Source organism: Mycobacterium sp. KBS0706 (assembly GCF_005938675.2).
GTDB lineage: Bacteria > Pseudomonadota > Alphaproteobacteria > DSM-16000 > Inquilinaceae > Inquilinus.
On record NZ_VCCH02000034.1, the window covers coordinates 15,373 to 36,162 of the forward strand.

The window sequence follows — 20,790 nt, forward strand, 5'->3', positions numbered from 1 at the left end:
ATGACGGCCGAGCCCATTCCTGCGGCGACCCCGACCCAGGCCAGGCCCGACCACATCAAGCGCGGCTTGATCGTGCTCGGCATCTTCCTGGTCATCGTCGTCGTGGCGGTCGCGGTGCAGATGGCACTTCGGACCCCGAAGCAGTTCGCCACCGACCAAGCCACCAAGCCCGAGGCTCCCGCCCCGGATCCGCAAAACACCTTCCTGCAGCAGCTCGAGGCCAACAAGCCCAAGGACGCGTCACCCGCCCCGAGCGTGGCCCCGACGCCGGTCCTTGCCCAGGGCGAGGTCGACGCCATGCAGGAGCTTCGCAAGAGCATGTCGGTGAAGTCCGCGCCCGCCCGATCCCAGCCGTCGGCTGCCGGCGCGAGCCAGGCTTCCGCGCCGATTGCGCAGCAGCGCGCCGAGGACCTCGACCAGCAGATCCAGGACCTGAACCGTCGTCTGGAGGAGGGACAGCGGAAATGAGGCCAATTCATCTCTTCGTCGCCGGCCTGGCCCTCTTGGCGCCGTGCAAGGGAGCGCCCGCACAGGACCAGCTCGACGGGCTTCGCCGCGAGATCGAGGGCGCCCTGCGCGACCAGGCGGGGCCGCCCGTCGATCCGCGGAATCTTCCGAGTCGTCCCGATGGAGACGCCACGGAGCGGGCGCCGGGTCAGCCGTACCGGACCGAGGACCAGTCGTCTATCGACCGCACCAAGCCGACCGGCTTCGAGGCGGTCACTGCCATGCCGGAAGGCTACAGCGGGCCGACGGCCAAGATCGCTGTCGGCACCATCGCTTCGGCCGTCGTCAATATGACCGCTAATTCCGACTACCCGGGCCCGTGGCGCGCGACGCTGACCCAGCCGCTCATGAACATCGATCGCAGCGCCGTCATCGCGCCGATGGGCTCCACAATCGTCGGCATGACCCAGCGCTCGGCCGGGCCCAACGAGCCGATCAACAATCGCCTCGTCTTCACGCCGCTGATGATCGTGCTGCCGGACTCCCGGACCATCCCCCTGATCGGACAGTACCAGCTCGACGGCACCGGCATCGCCGGCGTGCAGGACAAGGTCGACTATCACTTCGACATCCAGGCCGCGGCCGTTGGCGGCAGCTCCATTGCCGACGCTCTACCCTCGGTCATCGCCGAGGCGCTTGGCGTCGACAGCGCGTCCCGGATTGGAGACACGACCGTCAACGCGCTCAGCGACAACGGCAAGGCCATCATCGAGCGCTACACCCAGCTCGTTCCGACCGTCGAGATCCGCCCCGGCGCCCCGGTGAACATCTTCTTCATGCGCGAGACGATCGCGCCGGTCTGGGGATCGCCGGAGCGCTACAGCTTCCAGAAGGCGCGCCGATGAGGAAGGCATTCACCCTCGCGGCGGTCGTCCTATCGCTCGGGGCCTGCGCTGCCCAGCCTGGCGCCCGTCCTGTCACGGCGGCCGTGAAGCCGGCCCGGCCAGATCTGCGCTCACAGGCCGTGCGCATGACCTTGCCGCCCGATGCCCGCACCATCGGCGACGCGGCCGAATACCTCCTCGAGGGCAGCGGCTACAGCCTCGTCCTCTTCTGCAAACGGTGCCCGAAGGAGGCGCCGCGGCTCGCCGCCGAGCCCGTGTCGCCCCTCGCTTTCGCGAAGCCCAACGAGATCACCAGCGCCACCAGGGCGCTGCTTCTCATCCTCGGTGAGGGCCGCCGGCTGATCGTCGACGACCAGCTGCGCCTCGTCACCTTCGACAGGACCGGAGGAGCTTCATGATCCGCGTCATGCTCCTCGGCCTGGCGCTCGTCGCCCTCGGAGCCTGCTCCTCGAAATATCCCGACTACGAGGACATGGAGACCCAGCCCTACTACTCGAATATGCGCAACAGCTTCCAGCGCTCGCCCCCATCTCGGGTCTCCTTCCAGTCGCTCGACGGGATCGGGGCCACCGACCGGCCGCGCGTGGGTGCGCGCCGGCGGCACTCGGCCATTGTCGTCCAGCCGCTGCCAAACGCCACGGCGGCACCGACTCCTCTCATCCAGAATGGAGGCTGAGGTGATCTGCAGGATACTGCTAGCGACCCTTCTAACCGTCGTCCTCGGCGTCGCCGGCGACGCCCATGCCCAGGAGAAGGACGGCGTCGACCTCGATTGCGCGCTTCTCCTCTGCATCCCGGGCGGCTTCCCGAACGACGGCATGGGGATCTGCTCCGCCGCCTACAGCTACATGATCCAGCGTCTCCGGGACACAAAGCCGCCGATCGGGACGTGCAGCACCTCCGACGGCACGGACTACGACGACTTCACCTACAGCATGGGGTCACACTTCTACTGCGATGCCGGGCTGACCATGGCTGCATCGGACAGCGATAATGAGAACGGCTATCGCGACCTGCCGGACAACTACCGGCGGCCGTTCGGCGTGGCCGGAAGTGCTGCCTGCTACCAGAAGACCCCCCACAAGGAATATGTGTGCCGCGGAAGCTACGGGCGCGAAGGCAATTGCCGCTATCAGTGGGTGACGCTCTACAAATACGCGCGCATTTCTGGGCCGAAGGGTGGTCGATTTATCAGTATCACCATCTCCCCGGGCCAGAGCGATGCCTACAACTCGGGCCGGATCTACTACTGATGCGGACCGTCGCCCACCTTGCAGGCCAACTTTGGGGTGTCGGGGGCAACCCCGACGGATGCCCCTTGCCAGCAATGCCGCCAGCGCCGGCCCGTCGCCCCGCGAGGCTCAGCCCTCGACGTCGGCGCAAAAGGTACTCGCGACCTGGCGGCGAAATGGCCGGCGCATGCGCCGGCGGGTTCCGGTTTCGGTTCTGACACGAGACGGGGAGGGGGGCCTAACCGGGCTCCCGTCCCTCCATGCATGACTCATCTCGAATGGAGGACAATTCAGATGCAGAGAATCGGCTCGTTCACCCGTAGGGACGAAATCTTCGAGGGCCAGATCACCACGCTCACCGTCAAGCTTGAGGTTCGCCTGGTCCCCAATCCGGAACAGGATGACGGCAACGGCAGGGCTCCTGACCTACTGGCATTCTCCGGCGATGCCGAGGTTGGTGCCGCCTGGGCCAAGCAGGAGAACGGGCGGCCGCCCTACTACACGATTCGCCTCGACGATCCGAGCTGGCCGTCGCCGCTGAGCGCCGCCCTGTTCCAGAACCGACTCGATGCCAAGCGTTTCGACATGGTGTGGTCCCGCAATCCAGGAAGGGACGGATCTGCCCCCTAATGGGCAGATCCGTCCCTTCTCCGCAGCGAACTCAGTTCAACGCCTAGTCGGGATTCACCATGACGCTTCGCTCCGTCGTCATCGTCAGTTGGACGGCAATCGGCTGTGCCGTCGGCACCGGCATATTCAACTACGTGGTCCCTTACCGAACGGCCTCTCGCGCTCGGTGTCGAACTCCTGGCCAAGGGCGCGGCGGTCATCGAGGTCGGGGCACTCTGCGGCCTCGGCAGCGGCCTTTGAGTCGCGCTCGATTCCCGACGGACCGGCCGACGAAGAAGCGATCGCGCGCCTCCGCCGGACCACCATGACCCTTGCACTGCTGATCTATGCGGCTGTGGCCGAGTTTTTCATGTCTGGCGCCTCGCGAGAGGTGCCGGAGCTTGCGCCATCTCGGCCGACAGGAGGCCATCTGGCGGTCAGCAGCGCAAACTCGCAGGGACCTGTGGCCTATGCCGTCAAATTTCACATCACGCGATCGGAGACTGACTAATGCGCCAGCGCACCGCTGTCGTCATCTGGGCCACAGCCCTTGGCTGCGGCGCGGGGTTTGTCGTCGCCTGCATCACGACCATCGGTGCGAACCCGAAGCCACTGTCCGGCGTGATGGTCGGGCACATCGTCGGATGCCTCGCCGGCGCAACCGAAGCTCATGACCGAGCGAGCGCGCCGGTGTACCCGCGGTGCACGACACCCAGGACGACATGAACCCGGGGCGGATCGGCACAGCGAAGTGGTTCGCGCGGGGCAACACCGACCAGCACTTCCGCGACAACGCGTCGCAGCTGGTGAAGACCGCCGCCCTGCTTTGCGTTGCCGCTCTGATTGACGGCGATATCCATGCGCAGATGACGCTCATCCGGCAGTTCCTGAACCCGGACCGGATGCTCGGGCTGGCGTGATGACGAAGGCGGTCGCCAGACCTTCCATTCTCCCGCGCGTGTTGAGCGCTGCGCAGGTGGCGGCCTATCTTGGCCGTTCACTGACCTGGTTCTCCGAGCATCGCGCGGAGTTGGAGGCTGCCGGCTTCCCGCCGCCGCTGCCGCTGATCGGAGGGTTCGACAAGCGCGCAATTGACCAATGGCTTGACCGAAACAGCGGCATGATCCCCGATAATCCGGCCGTCGAAGACTACGACGACGCGTGGATGAGGGCGAGCCATGGCTAGGCCGAAAATCCGGTACCTTGTCGCCAAGCTCCAGAAGGGCGGGCACGTGCTCTACTATTGGCAGCCGGCGGTGGCACTTCGGTCGGCAGGCTTTCTGCCGCGCCGGATCGCCGAAGCCACCAACGCTCTGGCCGACGCCATCGCCGAGGCCGAGAGGCTGAATGCGCAACTCGACGCTTGGCGCACCGGCAACCTGCCCGTGCCGTTGAAGCCGGAGACGATTCCCTGGCTGGTGCGGCTCTACCAGACCGACCCGCGCTACACCGACCTCGCCGAAAAGACGAAGCAGAGCTACGACTGGTGCATGAAGGTGCTTGAGGCGTGGTCCGAACGCGCCGGGCATCCGCCGCTCCGCTCGATCACTCGGAGAATCGTCCGTACCTTCTACCGGTCGATGGTGGACAAGACGCCATCGAAGGCGAACGCCGTCATGCGGATGCTGAGCATCCTGATGTCCGTCGCGAAGGATGAAGGCTTTGTCGGAGAGAACCCGGCAGAGAAGCAGCACCTCCGCGGGACTCAGCCCCGGCAGCAGGTCTGGACGATGGACGAGGTGCAGGCTTTCTGCACCCGCGCCGCAGACGTCGGCCGCCGGTCGATCGCGCTCGCTGTCCTGCTGGCCTACAACCTGGGACAGCGCGAGACCGATGTCCTGGCAATGCCGTGGTCGAAGTACGACGGCGATGTCATCCGGCTGCGCCAGAGCAAGACGAAAGTGCTGCTGGACGTTCCGGTGCTCGCGGAGCTTCGGGACGCGCTCGATGCGACGGAGAAGAAGTCACCGACCATGGTGGTTTCCGAGTCGACCGGGCGGCCCTACAGGGTCCACAACTTCACCCATCTATTCGCGGAGATACGCGACGCGATCGGGCTGGGGCATCTGCAATATCGGGATCTGCGCCGCTCGGCGGTGGTCGCCCTGGCCGAAGCCGGTTGCGAGATACCGGAAATTAGCGCGATAACGGGGCACAGCTTGGCCCGCTGCGTGTCGATCCTGGAGACCTATCTACCGCGCAATTCGGTGATGGCCCGCAACGCCATCGCCAAGCTGGAGGAGTACCGAAAGAGAACGAAAGTTGGAAGTCCGAACGGAGAAACGGGAAGCCGAGTTGGAAGGAATGGTGCCGAAGCGGGGATTTGAACCCCGGACCTACTGATTACGAATCAGTTGCTCTACCCCTGAGCTACTTCGGCGCCGCAGGGCGGGCACCCTATACAGGGCGCACGCCGCAGCGTCAACGGCCGTGGCGCCCGGCGCGGCCGCCGAGACCGCTCCCCCTACCGCCGCCGAACTCGCTCGTGGCACCAAATATTGAATATAATATTATGATAAGATTTCGAGCATCTGAGCCGATATGATGTCTGTTGACTCCAAAAGGCTTTGCATCCTAATATCCGTTTGCTCGATTTCTGTGAAAAGTGTCAAATATACTTATAGTTTTAGCAATCGCCGTCGCGATATTGCCTCCTGACGGCGTCCGGTATGGAGCGTGCCGGGGTCAAGCTTGGCTTGTGAGCATTCCGTGATCGAACGGGCCGGCGGTGGCCGTGACCGTGACCTCGCGCGGGCAGTTCCACAGTGACGTGACCGCGGCCGTTTCGGCCGCCCGATGCCATTCAATCAACCCATTCCAATGGAGATTCTCGATGAGCAATGGAACCATCGTCATCCAATCCGGCATGCTGCCGGATCTGGTCGTCTCGGCCAATCCCTCGGGCGACGGCTTCGTCAGCCTGCAGTGGCTGAACGGCAACGACCCGAACCAGCAATGGACGATGGAATCCGCCAATGGCGGCTTCTATCTGCGCAACGCGGCGACCGGCACCTATCTGGCCGCGACCGGCAGCGACAGCCGGGTCATCCTCAACGCCCATGGCGATGTCTGGCAGAAGACCGGGCCCGACGACAAGTTCACCGCCATCCGCCTGGCCCTCAACACCAGCCAGAACCTGAACGCCCTGGGCGCGCATGCGGTCGTCGGCACGGCGATCGGCACCTGGGGCTGGAGCGGCGGCGACGGCAACGAGGTCTGGACGATCTCCAGCGTCGCCTCGGTCTGGCCGCGCCCGACCCGGATGCAGTCCTTCGTCAGCGGCATGGCGGCCTATCTCCAGCTCTCGGTCCATCCGGGCGACATCGCCGGGGCACTGGTGGTCGATGACAACTTCTCGTCGGGCGCGCCGTTCGGCAACTTCGCCTTCACCGTGACCAGCTGGATGTCCGGCTTCTCGATCGTGAACAAGACCAGCGGCCTGCTGGCCTATGTCAACGGCTACGGCAACGGCGCCCGCCTGCTGCAGCGGCCGGCCAGCCAGATGAACACGGACGCGGTCTGGACCTATGGCGCCAGCGGCACCTTCCAGGCCATCCGGCCCTGGGCCGACAGCGATCAGAACTGGAACGTTTTCGGCAACCCGCATCCGATCCCGAAGGGACCTCTGGGGATGGGGACCTGGAACTGGGGCGGCGGCCAGGCGAACGAGGTCTGGCAGACCGTGGCGGCGGCCGAATCCCGCCAGGTGGTGCTGGGCGCGGCCTGGCAGCCCGGCGCGGCTGCGACGGCCGAGGCCCGGGCCGGCAACGGCCACTCCGCATCGCACTGAAGGAAGGTGACCGCAGGCCGGCGCCCAGCGCGCCGGCCTGCGGCATGACCGGGATCAGGCCGTGGCGGCCGGGACCGGGGCCACCGCGGTGCCGCCGGCGGGCGGCACCGGCGCGGGCAGGAAGGCGTCGATCTCGACCGGCGCGGGCGCCAGGCCGCGGGCCGGGCCGGGGATGCGCCAGGCCAGCGTGTCGAAGCCGTGGCAATGGTCGCACAGCGCCGACCAGCGCCCGGCCTGGGCGCCGCAGGCATCGCAGTCCCAGGCCTCGTCCGGCGCCGCGGTCTGCGCCTTGGCCAGCCAACTGCGCGCCGCGATCGGGTCGTTGCGCTCGGCGGTCTCCAGATCGGCCAGCAGGCGGTAGACGCGCCGCGACGGCCCCACCTGCTCGGCCTTCAGCAGATGCGAGCGGGCGCTGCCCCAGAGCTGCGCCGACAGCTCGGCCTCGGCCAGGGTCAGGAGGCCGGTCGCCGAATCCGGCCGCAGCCGCACCAGCTTCTCCAGCCGCTTGACCTTGAGGAGCGTGCCCTCGTCGGCCGGGCCCAGCGCGGCATAGGCGCGGGCGATCTCCGGATGCGCCGCGCGGCCCCAGCTCTTCTCCAGGAGGCGCGCGGCCTGGCTGTCGCGGCCGGTGCGCTGCAGCAGCGCGCTCTCCTGCAGCGCCGCCGGCACGAAATCCGGCTCCAGCCCCACCGCCTTGTGGGCGAAGTCCAGCGCCTGGGACAGGTCGCCCGCGGTCTCGGCCTCGCGGCTGCGCTCGACCAGGATGCGGGTCTTGAAGCGGCGCCCGTCCTCGGCCGAGATCGCCTTGACCCGCACGGAATGGGCGAGGCTGAGCTGGGCGTCGGCCCAGCGGTGCTGCGCCACCTCGAGGTCGAAGCAGGCGCGGTGGGTCCAGGCCGCGTCCGGCCGCAGCGACCGGGCGCGCTGCGCCATCTCCAGCGCCTGGCCGGATTGCTTGTGGCGCAGCGACTGGTTCAACAGGCCGCGCAGGCCCAGGAACTCCATGTCCGGCCGGCGCAGCATCGCCTCGAAATAGCGGGTGGCGGCGGTGTCGTCGCCCGCCAGCTGCGCCGCCTGGGCGGACAGCAGCAGGGTCAGCGGCGGCTCGTCCAGCAGCACATCGGCCTTGCGGGCGAAGCGCCGCGCCGCCTCGGCATCGCCGGCCGCGACCGCGACCATGCCGCGGGTCAGGGCGCGATAGCCCTTCTCGCGTCGGGCGAAGCGGCGCCCCTCGACGAAGCGGCCGGGGGCCCGGCGCAGCGAGCGCCAGAAGCGGTACAGCCAGGCCGCCAGCAGCATCAGCGCCGCCGCGGCCGCCACCAGCACCGCGACCGAGGTCTCGATCACCCGGCCTTGCCACTGGATCTCGACATGGCCCGGCCGGTCCGCCAGCCAGACCGCGACCGCGATCAGGATGGCAAGCTTGAGGGCGTAGGTCAGCAGACGCTTCATGGCGCCTTCGGGGGCTGGGTGTCACCGGAAGCGGTCGCCGCCGCCAGTCGCTGAACCGCCAGGGCGGACAGGCTTTGCAGCGCCGATTCGGCCGAAAGCCGGGCCTCGGCCTGGCCGCGCCAGGGCGCCATCGCCGAGGCCGCGGGACCGCTCAGGCCCTTGACCGCCTCGACCGCGCCGGCCAGGTCGCCGCGCTGCAGCCGGCCCTCGGCGCGGGCCAACACGGCGTCGGTGCCGGAGCCCTCGACCTCGCCCGGGGCCGGGCGGACCGTGACCAGGTCCTGCACCACCGACAGGCTGCGGTCGACCCAGTCGCCGCCCTCCGGCTGGTCGGCCTTGCGCGCCGCCTCGGCCGCCTGGGCGAAGCCGGTGGCCAGGGCGGCGCGGCTCGGCACGCCCTTCGCCGCCGGCTCCAGCGCCGCCACGGCGTTGGCCAGGCCGGGGTCGTTCTGCGCCAGGCCGCGCAGCAGGCCCAGCGTCTCGTCCAGCGGTGCGCCGGTGTCCAGGGCGCTGCGCAGCTGGCCGGCGGCCAGGCTCAGTGCCTGGGCGCCGGTGTCGCTGTTGCGCAGCCGCTCGACCGTCGCCTTGACCGCGTCGACCTGCTGCTGCAGCGCCGCCAGGGTGCTGCCATTGGCCTGCGATCCGGACGACAGGGTGGCAACGGTGTCGCCCAGCGTCTTGACCGCAGCCTGGGCCGATTCCAGCGCCGCGACCCGGGCCTCCAGCGCTGCCACGGCCTCGGGGGCCGGCGCAGCCGGGGCAGGGGTCGCCGGGGCGGGCTGCTGCGGTTGCGGCTGGCCCTGCTGCGGCGCCGTGCCGGCCAGCTGGTCCAGCTTCTGCTGGATCGCGTCGACCCGGGCGGCCAGGTCGGCGCGGCCCTTCTCGATCGCGGCGGGATCGACCGGGCCGCCGGCCGGCTTCTCCAGAGCCTCGACCCGCTTGCCCAGCCCATCGATCGCTTCGGAGATGCCGGACGGGAAGTCGGCGAGGCGCTTCTCGATGAAGGCGACGCGGTCGCCCAGCGTCGGCGATCCCTGCGGCGCGGGGGTGGGGGTGGAGGCGCCGAAGATCTTCGGCGACCAGACCGGCGCGGTGGCCGAGATCGCGGCGGCGACGATGGCGACGATCGCCGCGGTCCAGGCCGATTTCGCGACATTGCCCGGCGGCTCGGCCGGGGGCGGCGGCGGGATGGTCGGCGGGCCGACGCGCGGCGGGCCGGGCGGGGTCTCGGGCTCGGACAGATCGACCGGCTCGGGCGCGCCTTCCTCCGGCGTCGCCGGGCGGGTGCGGGCCAGCTCGGCCGGGTCGAGCGCGATGCCGTGGGTCCTGGCCGCGGCCAGGATGTCGGCGTGGCGCTGCTCCGGGATGGCGTTGCGCCGTTTCCAGCCCTGCACCGTGGTCACCGGCACGGTCAGCTTCGCCGCCATCGGCCGGATGCCGCCGAAGGCGTCGATCACCCGCTCGGTCGGGGTCAGCGGCCCCTCGCTCGGCAGGGCCAGGGCGTCGTCGGAAAGCGGCGCGGCGGGGGTGCCGGCCGTCTCGTCGGCGGACCCCGGCTGAGCCTGAGAGGTGGCGTCGTCCGGCCGCTGGGAATCAGGGCCGGGGGCCGCTGCTTCGCCTGGCTTGTCGGGGGTCGGGTCCATACCGTTCGCCGTCCTCGTCTCTTGCTCAGCGGGAAAATCGGAAAGCCGCGCCAGCAGCGACGGCGAATCCGGCCTGTCCGCGATTCGCACCGCCCGCCAGGGCGACGGATCCAGCGCCTGGGCGACGGCCGGGCTCAGGCAGACCGCCGTCAGCCCGGCGAGGCGATGGGTCAGTTCGACCCGGGCCGCGAGGGTAGCAAAGACCTTCGCGGTGCGGGGAGAGAAAAACACCACCCCCGCCAGCCCGGGGTCGGCCAGGGCAGCCATCGCCGCCGAAGGCAGCGCTGCCGCGGGCCGGGCGCGGTACAGCACCATTCGCCGCACGGTGAAGCCGGCGGGCGCCAGCAGAGCGGCGTGGTCTCGCGCGATCTCCTCGCCCGAAGGGTGCAGCACCACCCCGGCCGCGGGGTCCAGCCGGGCGCGGGCCAGTTCGGCCAGATCGTCGCCGTCGCCGGCAGCGCTGGCCACGTCGCGGAAGCCCAGCGACCGGGCCAGTTCGGCGGTGGCGTCGCCGACCGCCAGCACCGGCAGGTCGCGCCGCTTCACCCGCCGGGCGAAGGCGTCGATGCCGTTGCGGCTGGTGGCCAGCACCGCCTGCACGCCGCCGAGGTCGATCGGGCCGGGATCGACCGGCTCGATCTCCAGGATCGGGGCGACCACCGGGTCGAGGCCGCGGTCGCGCATCGCGTCGGCGAAGCGCTCGGCCTCTTCCCGCGGCCGGGTGACCAGCCAGCGCGTCATCCGGTCGCGTCCATCCAGCGGCGCCTCATCCGGCTAGGAAGCGCGGGCCGATGCGGCGGCGCAGGGCTTCGCCGGCCTCGCTGCCCAGCCGCGCCGCCTCGGACCGGTGGCCTTGGCGGCGATCCTCATGCATCTCCGTGCCGTCCGGCAGGGCGACGCGGGAGACCAGGGTCAGCGCATCGCCGGGCCCCAGCTCGGCCAGCGCCGCGATCGGGGTGCGGCAACTGCCGTCCAGCGCCGCCAGCAGGGCGCGCTCGGCCGCCACCCGGTCGCCGGTGTCGCGGTCATGGATCGCGGCCAGCAGGGCGCGCACCCGGTCGTCGCCCTCGCGGCATTCGATGCCGATGGCACCCTGGGCCACGGCCGGCAGCATCTCCTGCGGGTCGAGCACGGCGGAGACCCGGTCGGCCTTGCCCAGGCGCTTCAGCCCGGCCAGGGCCAGCAGGGTGGCGTCGACCGTGCCGGCGTCGAGCTTGGCCAGGCGGGTGTCGACATTGCCGCGGAACGGCACGACCCGCAGGTCGGGCCGCAGCGCCAGCAGCTGCGCCTGCCGCCGCAGGCCGGAGGTGCCGACCACCGCGCCGGGCTTCAGCGCCGCCAGGCTGGCCGGGCCGGCCAGGGCCTCGTCGCGGGCGAACAGGGCGTCGCGCGGGTCCTCGCGCGGCAGCAGGGCGCCGATGATCAGCCCGTCCGGCAGCCGGGTCGGCATGTCCTTCATCGAATGGACGGCGATGTCCAGGCTGCCGTCCAGGAGGCCGTCCTCGATCTCCTTGGTGAACAGCCCCTTGCCGCCGATCTCCGACAGGGCGCGGTCCTGCACCCGGTCGCCGGTGGTGCGGATGGCCTGGATCTCGACCGCGCCGGGCGTGGCGAGGGCCGGATGCGCCGCGATCAGACGCCGCCGCGTCTCCTCGGCCTGGGCGAGGGCAAGGGCGCTGCCGCGCGTGCCGATGCGGAGAACGGTGTCCATGGCCCCGACTTCTAGAAGGCCGGGGGCCGGGGGGCAAGCTGTGTGGGACGGTTGCGGCGACGTGGCCGGTGGGCGCCCGTCACCGACGCCAGGATCGGGCTCGTCAACGCTCGCCAAGGCGGCGTAACATCAAGGATGGGCACGACCAGTGATCTCCCGCCTGACGTCGACGACCCGGCCCGGAAGGATCAGGATCGCCGGACGCTTCGAGAGGCATTGCTTCTAGGGGCGAGGTCGCCGCTGACCTCTCCGGTCGACGCCGCCTATTTCGAGTCTCTGCGCGACCGGATCCGCAGGGCAGCGGAGCGTCGCGATCGGGAGTAAAGGCCGAGCGGTCCTTTCGCCGCGCCGGCAGACCGCCTATATCGGGCCGATCATGATCGTGCTCGGCATCGAGACCTCCTGCGACGAGACGGCGGCGGCGCTGGTCGACGACCAGCGACGCATCCTGGCCAATGTCGTGCTCAGCCAGATCGAGGAGCATGCCCCCTATGGCGGCGTGGTGCCCGAGGTGGCGGCGCGTGCCCATCTCGCCCATCTCGACGGCGTGGTCCGCCGGGCGCTGGCCGAGGCCGGCCTCGGCCTCGATGCCGTCGACGGCATCGCCGCCACCGCCGGGCCGGGGCTGATCGGCGGCGTCGCCGTCGGGGTGATGACCGCCAAGGGCATCGCCGCCGCGCGCGGCTTGCCCTTTCTCGGCGTGAATCATCTCGAAGGCCACGCCCTGACGGCGCGGCTGACCGACGGCGTCGACTTCCCCTATCTGCTGCTGCTGGTCTCCGGCGGCCATTGCCAGTTGCTCTGCGTCGAGGGTGTCGGGCGCTACCGGCGCTGGGGCACCACCATCGACGACGCGGTCGGCGAGGCCTTCGACAAGGTCGCCAAGATGCTCGGCCTCGGCCATCCCGGCGGGCCGCTGGTCGAGGCCGCGGCGAAGAATGGCGACCCGAAGCGTTTCGCCCTGCCGCGGCCGATGGTCGGGCGGCCGGATTGCGACTTCTCCTTCTCAGGCCTCAAGACCGCGGTGCGCCGCGCCGTGGCCGGGCTGACGCAGCCGCCGGCCGAGCAGGACATCGCCGATCTCTGCGCCGCCTTCCAGGAGTCGGTCGCGGCCTCGCTGGCCGACCGGGCGAAGCGCGCGATCGCCCGGTTCCGGGCTGAGCATCCGGCCGGCGGCGCCTTCGTGGTGGCCGGCGGCGTCGCCGCCAACCAGCGGCTGCGCGCCCGCCTGTCCGAGGTGTCGGCGGCCGCCGGGCTGCCCTTCGTCGCGCCGCCTCTCAAGCTGTGCACCGACAACGGCGCCATGATCGCCTGGGCCGGGCTGGAGCGGCTTCGCCTCGGCCTGGTCGACGGGCTGGACTGCGCGCCGCGGCCGCGCTGGCCGCTCGACCCCACCGCCAGGGCGGCGATCGGCGCCGGGGTGAAGGCTTGACGCGCCGGATCTCAGTGATCGGCGCCGGCGCCTGGGGCACGGCCCTGGCGCAGAGCTTCGCCGGAGCCGGCCACAAGGTGCTGCTGTGGGCCCGCGATCCGGAGCGCGCCGCGGCGATGCAGGGCAGCCGCGAGAACGCCGCCTACCTGCCCGGCATCGCGCTGCATCCGGGGATCGCGGTCACCGCCGACCTCGGTGCGGCCGATGGGCTGCGGGTGCTCGCCGTGCCGGCGCAGCATCTGCGCGCGATCCTGGGGCAGCTGGCGCCGCGGCCCGGGCCGCTGCTGATCACCGCCAAGGGCATCGAGACCGCGACCGGCCGGTTCATGCACGAGGTCGCGGCCGAGGCGCGGCCGGAGGCGGCGCCGGTGCTGCTGTCCGGCCCCAGCTTCGCCGCCGAGGTGGCGCGCGGCCTGCCCACCGCCCTGACCCTGGCCTGCGCCGATGCCGAGACCGGTGCCGCTTTGGCCCGCAATCTCGGCCACAGGACGCTGCGGCTGTATTGGAGCGAAGATCTGCGCGGTGTCGCCCTCGGCGGCGCGCTGAAGAACGTGCTGGCGATCGCCGCCGGCATCGTCACCGGACGGGGCCTGGGCGAGAACGCCCGGGCGGCGCTGGTCACCCGCGGCCTGGCTGAGATGACGCGGCTCGGTGCCGGGCTTGGGGCGCGGCCGGAGACGCTGATGGGCCTGTCCGGCCTCGGCGACCTGCTGCTGACCGCCTGCAGCGCCACCAGCCGCAACACCTCGCTCGGCATCGCGCTGGGGCAGGGGCGGCTGCTGGCCGAGATCCTGGGCGAGCGCCGGTCGGTCACCGAAGGGGTCTGGACCGCGGCGGCCGCGGCCCGGCTGGCGACGCAGGCGGGCGTCGAGGCGCCGGTGATCGCCGCGGTCGACGCGGTGCTGAACCGCGGCGCCGCGATCGACACCGCCGTCGCCGGCCTGCTGCTGCGTCCGGCGAAACGCGAGACTTGAGGATTGGCCAACTTTGATCGGCCGCTATCTTGAATGGCGGATTTGTAGTAACAAATTTGTATGAGAATCCGGTTCGAGTGGGATCCGATCAAAGCCGCCGGCAACCTGCGCAAGCATGGAGTCAGCTTCGAGACGGCCATGCGTGCCTTTGCCGACCCGTTTGCCCTGACGGATCAGGATCGCATCGAGGGAGCAGCGCTGGCAGACCCTCGGCATGGTCGAAGGGCGCGTCTTGTTGCTGGTGGCGCACACGATCCGGGACGAGGATGAGGACGGCCGGCCGATTGAGATCATTCGCATCATCTCGGCCAGGGCGGCCGACCGGAAAGAGAGAAGACGATATGAGCAGGAAGCCCGTTAGGCACGATGTCGATCTCGCCCATCTGCCACCCCTGACCGAGGAGCAGGAGGCCGAGCTCGCGGCGCTGGCCGCCCGCCCGGACAGCGAGATCGACTTCAGCGATAATCCCCCGCTGACCGAGTCGTTCTGGCAAAACGCCGAGCGCGGCCGGTTCTATCGGCCGGTCAAGACCTCGACCACCCTGCGCATCGATGCCGACGTCCTGGCGTGGCTGCGGTCGCAGGGGAAGGGATACCAGTCGCGGATCAACGCGATTCTGCGACGCGAGATGCTGGCTGCGCTCCGATCTCGAAACGCGGGCTAGCGGCAGGTGGCGCGATGCGTTCTGCACCCTTCCCCAAGCGTTCGTCTTTCCGCTAGCGTCCGCCCAGAGGCGCATCGTCGATCCGAGAGGCTGAGTCGTGAAGCACTGGCTGGTGAAGTCCGAACCCGTCAAATGGGGCTGGGAGCAGATGGTCAAGGCCAAGCGCACTCATTGGGACGGGGTCCGGAACTATGCGGCCTCGAACAACCTGAAGGCGATGAAGCTCGGCGACGAGGCGTTCTTCTACCATTCCAACGAGGGGCTGGAGATCGTCGGCATCGTCGAGATCGTGCGCGAATACTACCCGGACCCGAGCGACGAGAGCGGCCGCTTCGGCATGGTCGACGTGCAGGCCTCCCGGCCGCTGAAGACCTTCGTCACGCTGAAGCAGATGAAGGCCGACCCGGCCCTGTCCGACCTCGTCCTGATCCGCCAGGGCCGGCTGTCGGTCAGCCCCGTGAGCGACGCCGAATGGAAGCACATCTGCAAGCTCGGCGGCGTCGACCCGAAGTGAGCGGGGCGGAGACATGAGCGACGCCCCTGCCGACGCTCATGTCTGGACGGCTGAGGTCCCCGAGGACGACGCCGTGTTCGAGGCCTGCCTGCCGTTCCTGACCGAGGCCGAGCGGGCGCGGGCCGCGCGCTTCCTGATGCCCGGCGACCGCCGCCGCTTCGCCGCCGCCCGGTCGCTGATGCGCCGGCTGCTGCAGGAGATCACCGGGTTGCCGGCGGGCGACTGGGACTTCGCCATCGGCGACCACGGCAAGCCGCTGGTCTGCCGGCCGGAGGCGGGGCGGTCGATCGGCATCAACATCTCCCATGCCGAGGGCATGGTCGCCTGCGCCGCGGCGCCGGACAGCGTCATCGGGGTCGATTTGGAATGGCTCGGCCGGGTGGTCGAGCCCCGCATCGCCGACCGCCGCTTCGCTGCGGCAGAGGCGGCGGCGCTGCGGGCGGTGCCGGCCGATCGCCGCCGCGAGGCCTTCCTGCAGATCTGGACGGTCAAGGAGGCCTATGTGAAGGCGCTGGGCGGCGGCCTGACCATCGCGCTGGACGGCTTCGTGGTCGAGACGCTGTCGGAGCGGCCGGCGGTGCGCTTCCTCGACCCGGCCGTCGATGGGGCCGCCTGGCATTTCCGGCAATGGCGGCCCTCACCCCGGCATCTGCTGGGACTGGCATTGCGCAAGCCTGAGGGCGACCCGGTCATCGCGGTCCGGCCCGTTGCCCTGACACCCTGACGCTCGGCGTCGGCTCGGGCGGGCCGGGCAGGATCTCGCGCAGATAGGCGCCGATGCCGTAGCCCTGCTCCCACTGGTAGGGATAGCCCAGCGACACCTCCTCGAACCGGGTGCCGTCGCGCCAGTCGGTATGGCGGACATGTAGATGGCCGCTGACTGCGACGGTGGCGCGGAAGCGGCGGTGCCAATCTTCGGTGAGCACCGTGCCGCACCAGGGGCTGAAGCGTGGGATGCGGGGGATCCGCACCAGGTCGCGGCGCAGCGGGTAGTGGTTCACCAGCACCGTCGGCAACCCCGCCGGCAGTGCCGCCAGGCGCCGGGCGGTGGCCTCGATCCGGGCGCGGCACCAGTCCTGCCGGGTCGGGTAGGGGTCGGGATACAGCAGCAGCTCGTCGGCGCAGACGGCGCTTTCCTCTGCCGCCCAGGCCACCACCTCCTCGATCGGCAGGCCGGGCGGCCGGAAGCTGTAGTCGTACAGCAGGAACAGCGGCGCGATCGCATGCTCGTCGCCTGGCCCTGTCCAGATCGGATAGGGATCCTCGGGCGTGGTCACGCCGTGCCGCCGGGCCAATGCGACCAGCGATTCGTAGCGCCCCGCCCCGCGCGGAGCGGTCGGGCTGCGCGCCCGGGTCCACAGCTCGTGATTGCCCGGTACCCAGATCAGCCTGGCGAATTTTCCGGCCAGCGCGGTGAAGGCGCGGTCCAGCCCGTCCGCGGTCTCGGCGATGTCGCCGGCCAGGATCAGCCAGTCCTCGGGATGGCCGGGCAGGGCGTCCAGCCGTTCGAAGCTGGCGTCGGAGGCGAGATGCAGGTCGCTGATGGCATAGAGGCGCATGGGGGCAGCTTGGCCGGTCCGGGCCGATCTGGCCAGCTATCCCCTGAATCGGTGCAGCGACACGACCCGGTGCAGCTCGACATCGAGATCGGAGCGCCAGCTGCGCGGCGCGTCGTCGGCCAGGGCGTCCAGGTCGGGGCGGTGCGGCTCGTCCTGTCGGCAGAACAGCTCCGGATACATGCCCTGGGCGCAGAAGGCGAAGCCGTCGATGACGGCCTGCGCGATCTTCGAGACGGTCCGGTGCAGGAGTCCGGGCTCGGCCCGGTCCGCCGCGATCGGCCAGTCCGGTCTCATCACGCTCACCCTTCGCTCGACGCCGCGACCCGCAGGCTCGACGGGTGAGGCTCGCAGCGCGCCGCTACCGGACGATGGCGGAATCGGGCGAAATGGTTGCCGGTGTAACGTTCAGGCGTCCGGCTCGCCGCCCTGCGCCAGGAGACAGTCCATGACCCACGCCCCCAGCCTGACGCCCGAGGACGAGCAACTGCTGCACGAGCTGCGGCAGCAGCGGCGGCACCATCGGGCCAAGCATCACGGCGACCTCAGCTTCGGCCAGCGCCTGGCCGACGGCGTGGCGGCGACGGTCGGCTCCTGGCGCTTCATCATCGTGCAGAGCGGGCTGCTGGCCCTCTGGATCGTCTTGAACGTGGTCGGCTGGATCCAGGCCTGGGACCCGTATCCTTTCATCCTGCTGAACCTGGCGCTGTCGTTCCAGGCGGCCTACACCGCGCCGATCCTGATGATGAGCCAGAACCGCCAGGCCGAGATCGACCGCCACAACGCCGACAGTGACTACAAGATCAACATCAAGGCGGAGCTGGAGATCGAGCAGCTGCACCAGAAGATCGACCTGCTGCGGGAGCAGGAGGTGGTGCGCCTGACCCGGGCGGTGGAACTGCTGCTTCAGCGGCTGGATGCGGCCGAGGGGAAGGGCGCGACTTGACCTACCGAGGACGGCGGCGCTCGGCGAAATGCCGCTCGGCGCGGGCTTCGGCATAGCGGCGGTCTGCCTGGGCCTTGACCTCGGGCCAGCGCAGGGCGGCCTCGGCGCTGCTCATCTTGCCGTACAGCGACATATAGGCTTCGTGGTGCATCAGGGTGCGCGGCTTCTCGGTGGCCTGCCAGGCCTCGAGATGCCAGGGCTCGCCGGCATCCTCGAGCGCGCCGGTCGAGGCGTAGATCTGCGCCTCGGCTCGGCTGCCGTTGGCCAGCGCCACGTCCACCGGCTGCAGCGCGTAGTCGTCGCTCTCGAAGAACTGCATCCGGTCCAACTCGTCACCGGTGAAGCCCTCGACCAGCAGCCCGTCGACCCGGCCGTCGGGATGCGGCAGCAGGATCGGATAGCTCTCGCCCTTCACCTTGCGGCTCTGCCGGCCCAGCAGGGTCGCCGGCTGCGTCGCCAGGGCCGCCATCGGCCGGCCGATCACCAGCGCGAACAGGTCGGGATCCTGCAGCGTGCCGAAGAAGAACAGGCGCATCGGTCGTTTTCCTTCCCGGCCCGGGCGGTTCCGACGGCGGGGTCGGCCGCCCGTCATTGTGGTGGTGCGAGGCGGCGCAATTTGATCCTGCCGCGCCGAAAGTCAAGTCGATTCACCGGCATTTCTTGAAGCTGCGGATCCGGCCATTTCCCTGCTTTGTCAGGATGTTTGCAGGTTTTTCTGTGATCCGGTGCAAATCAGATGTATATTTTTATGTCGCGGCCGGCATCGGCCACCAACAGAGATGTGGGGGCAGCGGATGTTACAGGAGTTCAAGGCCTTCATTGCCCGCGGCAATGTGATCGACTTGGCGGTCGGCATCATCATGGGCGTGGCCTTCACCACGATCGTGAATTCGCTGGTCAACGACATCATCATGCCGCCGATCGGCGTGATGCTGGGCGGTGTCGACTTCTCGAACTACTACATCAACCTGTCGGGGACCCATTACGACAGTCTGGCCGCGGCCAAGGCGGCCGGTGCCGCGACGATCAACTACGGCGTCTTCATCAATGCGATCATCAACTTCCTGATCATCGCCTTCGCCGTGTTCCTGCTGGTGAAGCAGGTCAACCGCTTCATGAAGAAGCCCGAGCCCGCTCCCGCCGCCCCGGCCGCGCCGCCGCGCAGCGAGGTGCTGCTGGAGGAAATCCGCGACACGCTGCGCGCGCAGCGCTGAGGCAGGAAAAGCTTCGTAGGTTGGGTTCGCAAGGGCGAACCCAACCTTGTCCAGCCCCTGGTTCAGTAGGCGAGCCGGATCTCGACCCGGCGCTCGCCGACGGTGACGTCCGGCAAGGCGCCGGCGTCGCCATGGCCCTCGACGCGGTGGATCAGGGTCGGCGGGACGCCGTCCGCCACCAGCGCCCCGGCGACGGCCTCGGCCCGCTTGACCGACAACGCCTCATGGGTGTCGCGCGGGCCGGCCTTGCCGGCAAAGCCGTCGACGCTGATCGACTTCGCGCCCCAGTTCTTGGCCTCCGACGCCGCCTTGGCGACCAGCGCCCGCGCATCCGGCGTCAGCGTGGCGCTCTCATCCGTGAAGAAGATGTCGTAGGCGCCGCCGGCCTTGGGGGCGCAGGCGGCGATTGCCAGGACGGGAACCAGGGCCAGGAGCGCACGACGGCTTGCAATCGGCATGATCGACCTGTTCGGGTTTGTTGTTGGTCGGGAATCCTTACCTGACCGGCACGGCCGATAGAAGCGCTTCCGCTTCGCTGCGTTGCCGAAAGCGCTCACCTCTTGCCGGCCGGCTCGATCCCGCCCTGGGCCAGCAGCGCATCCAGCAGCGCCGCCGCCGCCGGATCGGCCCAGGCCGACTTGGCCTCCTCAGCCGTCAGCCGACCGTCGCCGCACAGGCGCAGCGCCGCCTCGGCGGCGGCACCGGCCGGCGCCGGATGCGCCTCGCCATCGGCGAACAGCACCAGCCCGTCTCCGTCGCGGGCGAAGGCCAGGCGGCTGCCGATCGCCCGGCGCAGCGCTCCGGCCGGACGGCGCTTGCGCGGCGGCGGCGCCTCGCGCTCCTCCTTCGGCTCGGTCAAGAGGCCGCCCAGCCAACCGGCCAGGAAGCCACGGTCGTCCAGCTTCTCGGCCAGATACGCGCGCACCCGCTCGATCGCCGCCTCAGGGATCTCGCCGGGGTTGGCCGGCGGTGCCAGGTCGGGGTCGGCATAGCGTCGCTCCTCATCCTCGGCATCGGCCACGGCAGCGGCGAAGCGGCCGGCCAGCTCGGCCACGCTCGGGGCGCGGAAGCCGATCGAGAAGGTCAGGCAGTCATCCTCGGCGACGCCGTCATGGGCCCAGCCCGGCGGCAGGTACAGCATGTCGCCCGGCTCCAGCACCCATTCCTCGGCGGGCTGGAAATCGGCCAGCAGCTTCAGGGGCTGGTCGGGCACCCAGGCCGGCCGGATCTCGGCCGCGCTGCCGATCCGCCAACGCCGGTGGCCCAGGCCCTGCAGCAGGAACACGTCGTACTGGTCGACATGGGCGCCGACGCCGCCGCCCGCCGGGGCATAGCTGACCATGACGTCGTCCAGCCGCCAGTCCGGCACGAAGCGGAAGCGGTCGCGCAGTGCCGCCACGTCCGGCTCCCACAGGTCGACACCCTGCACCAGCAACGTCCAGTCCGTGGCTGGCAGCTTGCCGAAATCGGCCTCGTCGAACGGCCCGTGCCGCACCGCCCATTTGCCTCGGCGGCGGGTCACGAGGCGGCTCTCCACCCCGTCCTCGCAGGCCAGGCCGGCCAGCTCGTCCGGCGTGACCGGGCTGGCCCAGCCCGGGATCGCCTGGCGGATCAAGAGCGGCGCCTTCTGCCAGTGGCGGGCCAGGAAATCGGCTGCGGACAGGCCGCCGAGCAGGGGATCGGTCATGGAGGCCGCGGTG

At 70.1% G+C, this 20,790-nt stretch carries 26 protein-coding genes, 1 tRNA gene and 1 pseudogene; 19 read left to right on the forward strand and 9 right to left on the reverse strand.

Features of this window, described 5'->3' with window-relative positions; genetic code table 11:
• The 9 genes from FFK22_RS43065 (at window position 1) to FFK22_RS19280 (ending at window position 5,520) form a co-directional block, all read left to right on the forward strand.
• Window positions 1-468 (forward strand): hypothetical protein, encoded by a 468-nt coding sequence (locus FFK22_RS43065; RefSeq protein WP_186002540.1) that lies wholly within the window; start codon window positions 1-3, stop codon window positions 466-468.
• Entirely contained in the window at window positions 465-1,352 is an 888-nt protein-coding gene (locus FFK22_RS43070; RefSeq protein ID WP_186002541.1) for a TrbI/VirB10 family protein, read from the forward strand. The genes FFK22_RS43065 and FFK22_RS43070 overlap by 4 nt, the downstream gene beginning before the upstream one ends.
• A complete protein-coding gene (locus tag FFK22_RS19250) occupies window positions 1,349-1,750 on the forward strand; it encodes a hypothetical protein (RefSeq protein ID WP_138889100.1) in 402 nt (133 codons plus the stop codon). The genes FFK22_RS43070 and FFK22_RS19250 overlap by 4 nt, the downstream gene beginning before the upstream one ends.
• The gene (locus FFK22_RS19255) at window positions 1,747-2,028 is read left to right on the forward strand and encodes a hypothetical protein (RefSeq protein ID WP_138889099.1); all 282 of its coding nucleotides are present in this window, start codon (window positions 1,747-1,749) and stop codon (window positions 2,026-2,028) included. Before FFK22_RS19250 ends, FFK22_RS19255 begins: the two co-directional genes overlap by 4 nt.
• Window position 2,029: 1 nt before the next feature.
• Entirely contained in the window at window positions 2,030-2,605 is a 576-nt protein-coding gene (locus FFK22_RS19260; protein WP_138889098.1) for a hypothetical protein, read from the forward strand.
• A gap of 273 nt (window positions 2,606-2,878) precedes the next feature.
• On the forward strand, window positions 2,879-3,214 hold the full coding sequence (locus FFK22_RS19265) for a DUF736 domain-containing protein (RefSeq protein WP_186002542.1): 336 nt from the start codon (window positions 2,879-2,881) through the stop codon (window positions 3,212-3,214).
• A gap of 680 nt (window positions 3,215-3,894) precedes the next feature.
• Entirely contained in the window at window positions 3,895-4,113 is a 219-nt protein-coding gene (locus FFK22_RS19270) for a hypothetical protein (protein ID WP_138889096.1), read from the forward strand.
• Window positions 4,113-4,379, forward strand: coding sequence for an AlpA family transcriptional regulator (locus tag FFK22_RS19275; protein WP_138889095.1), 267 nt, complete (start codon window positions 4,113-4,115; stop codon window positions 4,377-4,379). The genes FFK22_RS19270 and FFK22_RS19275 overlap by 1 nt, the downstream gene beginning before the upstream one ends.
• Before the next feature lie 46 nt (window positions 4,380-4,425).
• The gene (locus FFK22_RS19280; protein WP_186002543.1) at window positions 4,426-5,520 is read left to right on the forward strand and encodes a tyrosine-type recombinase/integrase; all 1,095 of its coding nucleotides are present in this window, start codon (window positions 4,426-4,428) and stop codon (window positions 5,518-5,520) included.
• Here FFK22_RS19280 and FFK22_RS19285 read toward each other — a convergent pair.
• Window positions 5,499-5,573 (reverse strand) — tRNA-Thr (locus FFK22_RS19285). The two genes, FFK22_RS19280 and FFK22_RS19285, sit on opposite strands and share 22 nt — an antisense overlap.
• A 390-nt stretch (window positions 5,574-5,963) precedes the next feature.
• Here FFK22_RS19285 and FFK22_RS19290 point away from each other — a divergent pair.
• On the forward strand, window positions 5,964-6,983 hold the full coding sequence (locus FFK22_RS19290; protein ID WP_306770136.1) for an RICIN domain-containing protein: 1,020 nt from the start codon (window positions 5,964-5,966) through the stop codon (window positions 6,981-6,983).
• Between the two features lie 54 nt (window positions 6,984-7,037).
• Here the strand turns inward: FFK22_RS19290 and FFK22_RS19295 are convergent, their stop codons facing one another.
• From FFK22_RS19295 to hemC, 3 genes are read right to left on the reverse strand one after another with little or no spacing between them, the layout of a single operon-like run.
• On the reverse strand, window positions 7,038-8,435 hold the full coding sequence (locus FFK22_RS19295; RefSeq protein ID WP_138889092.1) for a heme biosynthesis protein HemY: 1,398 nt from the start codon (window positions 8,433-8,435) through the stop codon (window positions 7,038-7,040).
• Window positions 8,432-10,819, reverse strand: a complete 2,388-nt coding sequence (locus FFK22_RS19300) for a uroporphyrinogen-III synthase (protein ID WP_138889091.1) — start codon at window positions 10,817-10,819, stop codon at window positions 8,432-8,434. Before FFK22_RS19300 ends, FFK22_RS19295 begins: the two co-directional genes overlap by 4 nt.
• A gap of 25 nt (window positions 10,820-10,844) precedes the next feature.
• On the reverse strand, window positions 10,845-11,789 hold the full coding sequence (hemC, locus tag FFK22_RS19305) for a hydroxymethylbilane synthase (protein WP_138889090.1): 945 nt from the start codon (window positions 11,787-11,789) through the stop codon (window positions 10,845-10,847).
• A 376-nt stretch (window positions 11,790-12,165) separates the two neighbouring features.
• On the opposite strand from hemC, the gene tsaD reads away from it, so the two are divergent.
• The 7 genes and pseudogenes from tsaD (at window position 12,166) to FFK22_RS19335 (ending at window position 16,098) form a co-directional block, all read left to right on the forward strand.
• Window positions 12,166-13,221, forward strand: coding sequence for a tRNA (adenosine(37)-N6)-threonylcarbamoyltransferase complex transferase subunit TsaD (gene tsaD, locus FFK22_RS19310; protein WP_138889089.1), 1,056 nt, complete (start codon window positions 12,166-12,168; stop codon window positions 13,219-13,221).
• Complete coding sequence (locus FFK22_RS19315; protein ID WP_138889088.1) at window positions 13,218-14,195, forward strand: NAD(P)H-dependent glycerol-3-phosphate dehydrogenase; 978 nt, start codon at window positions 13,218-13,220, stop codon at window positions 14,193-14,195. Before tsaD ends, FFK22_RS19315 begins: the two co-directional genes overlap by 4 nt.
• A 60-nt stretch (window positions 14,196-14,255) precedes the next feature.
• Window positions 14,256-14,366, forward strand: a pseudogene (locus FFK22_RS44795) (BrnT family toxin); the annotation flags it as partial.
• 7 nt (window positions 14,367-14,373) lie between these two features.
• Window positions 14,374-14,556, forward strand: a complete 183-nt coding sequence (locus FFK22_RS44800) for a BrnT family toxin (RefSeq protein WP_373683754.1) — start codon at window positions 14,374-14,376, stop codon at window positions 14,554-14,556.
• Window positions 14,537-14,860 carry a BrnA antitoxin family protein gene (locus tag FFK22_RS19325; protein ID WP_138889087.1) on the forward strand — a complete coding sequence of 108 codons (324 nt, stop codon included), beginning with the start codon at window positions 14,537-14,539 and terminating at the stop codon, window positions 14,858-14,860. The genes FFK22_RS44800 and FFK22_RS19325 overlap by 20 nt, the downstream gene beginning before the upstream one ends.
• A gap of 97 nt (window positions 14,861-14,957) precedes the next feature.
• Window positions 14,958-15,374: an EVE domain-containing protein gene (locus FFK22_RS19330; protein WP_138889086.1), complete on the forward strand. Its 417-nt coding sequence runs from the start codon at window positions 14,958-14,960 to the stop codon at window positions 15,372-15,374.
• A 13-nt stretch (window positions 15,375-15,387) separates the two neighbouring features.
• A complete protein-coding gene (locus tag FFK22_RS19335; RefSeq protein ID WP_138889085.1) occupies window positions 15,388-16,098 on the forward strand; it encodes a 4'-phosphopantetheinyl transferase superfamily protein in 711 nt (236 codons plus the stop codon).
• Here FFK22_RS19335 and FFK22_RS19340 read toward each other — a convergent pair.
• Both FFK22_RS19340 and FFK22_RS19345 read right to left on the reverse strand, forming a co-directional pair.
• Window positions 16,064-16,933: a metallophosphoesterase gene (locus tag FFK22_RS19340; protein WP_138889084.1), complete on the reverse strand. Its 870-nt coding sequence runs from the start codon at window positions 16,931-16,933 to the stop codon at window positions 16,064-16,066. The two genes, FFK22_RS19335 and FFK22_RS19340, sit on opposite strands and share 35 nt — an antisense overlap.
• 36 nt (window positions 16,934-16,969) lie before the next feature.
• Window positions 16,970-17,236 carry a hypothetical protein gene (locus FFK22_RS19345; protein WP_138889083.1) on the reverse strand — a complete coding sequence of 89 codons (267 nt, stop codon included), beginning with the start codon at window positions 17,234-17,236 and terminating at the stop codon, window positions 16,970-16,972.
• A 142-nt stretch (window positions 17,237-17,378) separates the two neighbouring features.
• On the opposite strand from FFK22_RS19345, the gene FFK22_RS19350 reads away from it, so the two are divergent.
• Window positions 17,379-17,876 (forward strand): DUF1003 domain-containing protein, encoded by a 498-nt coding sequence (locus tag FFK22_RS19350; RefSeq protein ID WP_138889082.1) that lies wholly within the window; start codon window positions 17,379-17,381, stop codon window positions 17,874-17,876.
• 1 nt (window position 17,877) lies between these two features.
• Here the strand turns inward: FFK22_RS19350 and FFK22_RS19355 are convergent, their stop codons facing one another.
• Window positions 17,878-18,411 (reverse strand): gamma-glutamylcyclotransferase family protein, encoded by a 534-nt coding sequence (locus tag FFK22_RS19355; RefSeq protein ID WP_186002544.1) that lies wholly within the window; start codon window positions 18,409-18,411, stop codon window positions 17,878-17,880.
• Between the two features lie 259 nt (window positions 18,412-18,670).
• Here FFK22_RS19355 and mscL point away from each other — a divergent pair, with 259 nt between their 5' ends.
• The gene (gene mscL, locus FFK22_RS19360; protein WP_138889080.1) at window positions 18,671-19,090 is read left to right on the forward strand and encodes a large conductance mechanosensitive channel protein MscL; all 420 of its coding nucleotides are present in this window, start codon (window positions 18,671-18,673) and stop codon (window positions 19,088-19,090) included.
• A gap of 62 nt (window positions 19,091-19,152) precedes the next feature.
• Here mscL and FFK22_RS19365 read toward each other — a convergent pair whose 3' ends face one another.
• Complete coding sequence (locus tag FFK22_RS19365) at window positions 19,153-19,548, reverse strand: OmpA family protein (RefSeq protein WP_138889079.1); 396 nt, start codon at window positions 19,546-19,548, stop codon at window positions 19,153-19,155.
• A gap of 95 nt (window positions 19,549-19,643) precedes the next feature.
• Window positions 19,644-20,777, reverse strand: coding sequence for a cupin domain-containing protein (locus tag FFK22_RS19370; RefSeq protein WP_138889078.1), 1,134 nt, complete (start codon window positions 20,775-20,777; stop codon window positions 19,644-19,646).
• Window positions 20,778-20,790 lie beyond the last annotated feature (13 nt).

Coding starts and splice junctions, on each gene's coding strand:
- FFK22_RS19255 (WP_138889099.1), top strand. CDS start 1,747: ATGATCCGCGTCATGCTCCTCGGCCTGGCGCTCGTCGCCCTCGGAGCC.
- hemC (WP_138889090.1), bottom strand. CDS start 11,789: ATGGACACCGTTCTCCGCATCGGCACGCGCGGCAGCGCCCTTGCCCTC.
- FFK22_RS19350 (WP_138889082.1), top strand. CDS start 17,379: ATGACCCACGCCCCCAGCCTGACGCCCGAGGACGAGCAACTGCTGCAC.
- FFK22_RS19295 (WP_138889092.1), bottom strand. CDS start 8,435: ATGAAGCGTCTGCTGACCTACGCCCTCAAGCTTGCCATCCTGATCGCG.
- mscL (WP_138889080.1), top strand. CDS start 18,671: ATGTTACAGGAGTTCAAGGCCTTCATTGCCCGCGGCAATGTGATCGAC.
- FFK22_RS43070 (WP_186002541.1), top strand. CDS start 465: ATGAGGCCAATTCATCTCTTCGTCGCCGGCCTGGCCCTCTTGGCGCCG.
- FFK22_RS19300 (WP_138889091.1), bottom strand. CDS start 10,819: ATGACGCGCTGGCTGGTCACCCGGCCGCGGGAAGAGGCCGAGCGCTTC.
- FFK22_RS19365 (WP_138889079.1), bottom strand. CDS start 19,548: ATGCCGATTGCAAGCCGTCGTGCGCTCCTGGCCCTGGTTCCCGTCCTG.
- FFK22_RS19250 (WP_138889100.1), top strand. CDS start 1,349: ATGAGGAAGGCATTCACCCTCGCGGCGGTCGTCCTATCGCTCGGGGCC.
- FFK22_RS19325 (WP_138889087.1), top strand. CDS start 14,537: ATGAGCAGGAAGCCCGTTAGGCACGATGTCGATCTCGCCCATCTGCCA.
- FFK22_RS19265 (WP_186002542.1), top strand. CDS start 2,879: ATGCAGAGAATCGGCTCGTTCACCCGTAGGGACGAAATCTTCGAGGGC.
- FFK22_RS19275 (WP_138889095.1), top strand. CDS start 4,113: ATGACGAAGGCGGTCGCCAGACCTTCCATTCTCCCGCGCGTGTTGAGC.
- FFK22_RS19340 (WP_138889084.1), bottom strand. CDS start 16,933: ATGCGCCTCTATGCCATCAGCGACCTGCATCTCGCCTCCGACGCCAGC.
- FFK22_RS19370 (WP_138889078.1), bottom strand. CDS start 20,777: ATGACCGATCCCCTGCTCGGCGGCCTGTCCGCAGCCGATTTCCTGGCC.
- tsaD (WP_138889089.1), top strand. CDS start 12,166: ATGATCGTGCTCGGCATCGAGACCTCCTGCGACGAGACGGCGGCGGCG.
- FFK22_RS19355 (WP_186002544.1), bottom strand. CDS start 18,411: ATGCGCCTGTTCTTCTTCGGCACGCTGCAGGATCCCGACCTGTTCGCG.
- FFK22_RS43065 (WP_186002540.1), top strand. CDS start 1: ATGACGGCCGAGCCCATTCCTGCGGCGACCCCGACCCAGGCCAGGCCC.
- FFK22_RS19335 (WP_138889085.1), top strand. CDS start 15,388: ATGAGCGACGCCCCTGCCGACGCTCATGTCTGGACGGCTGAGGTCCCC.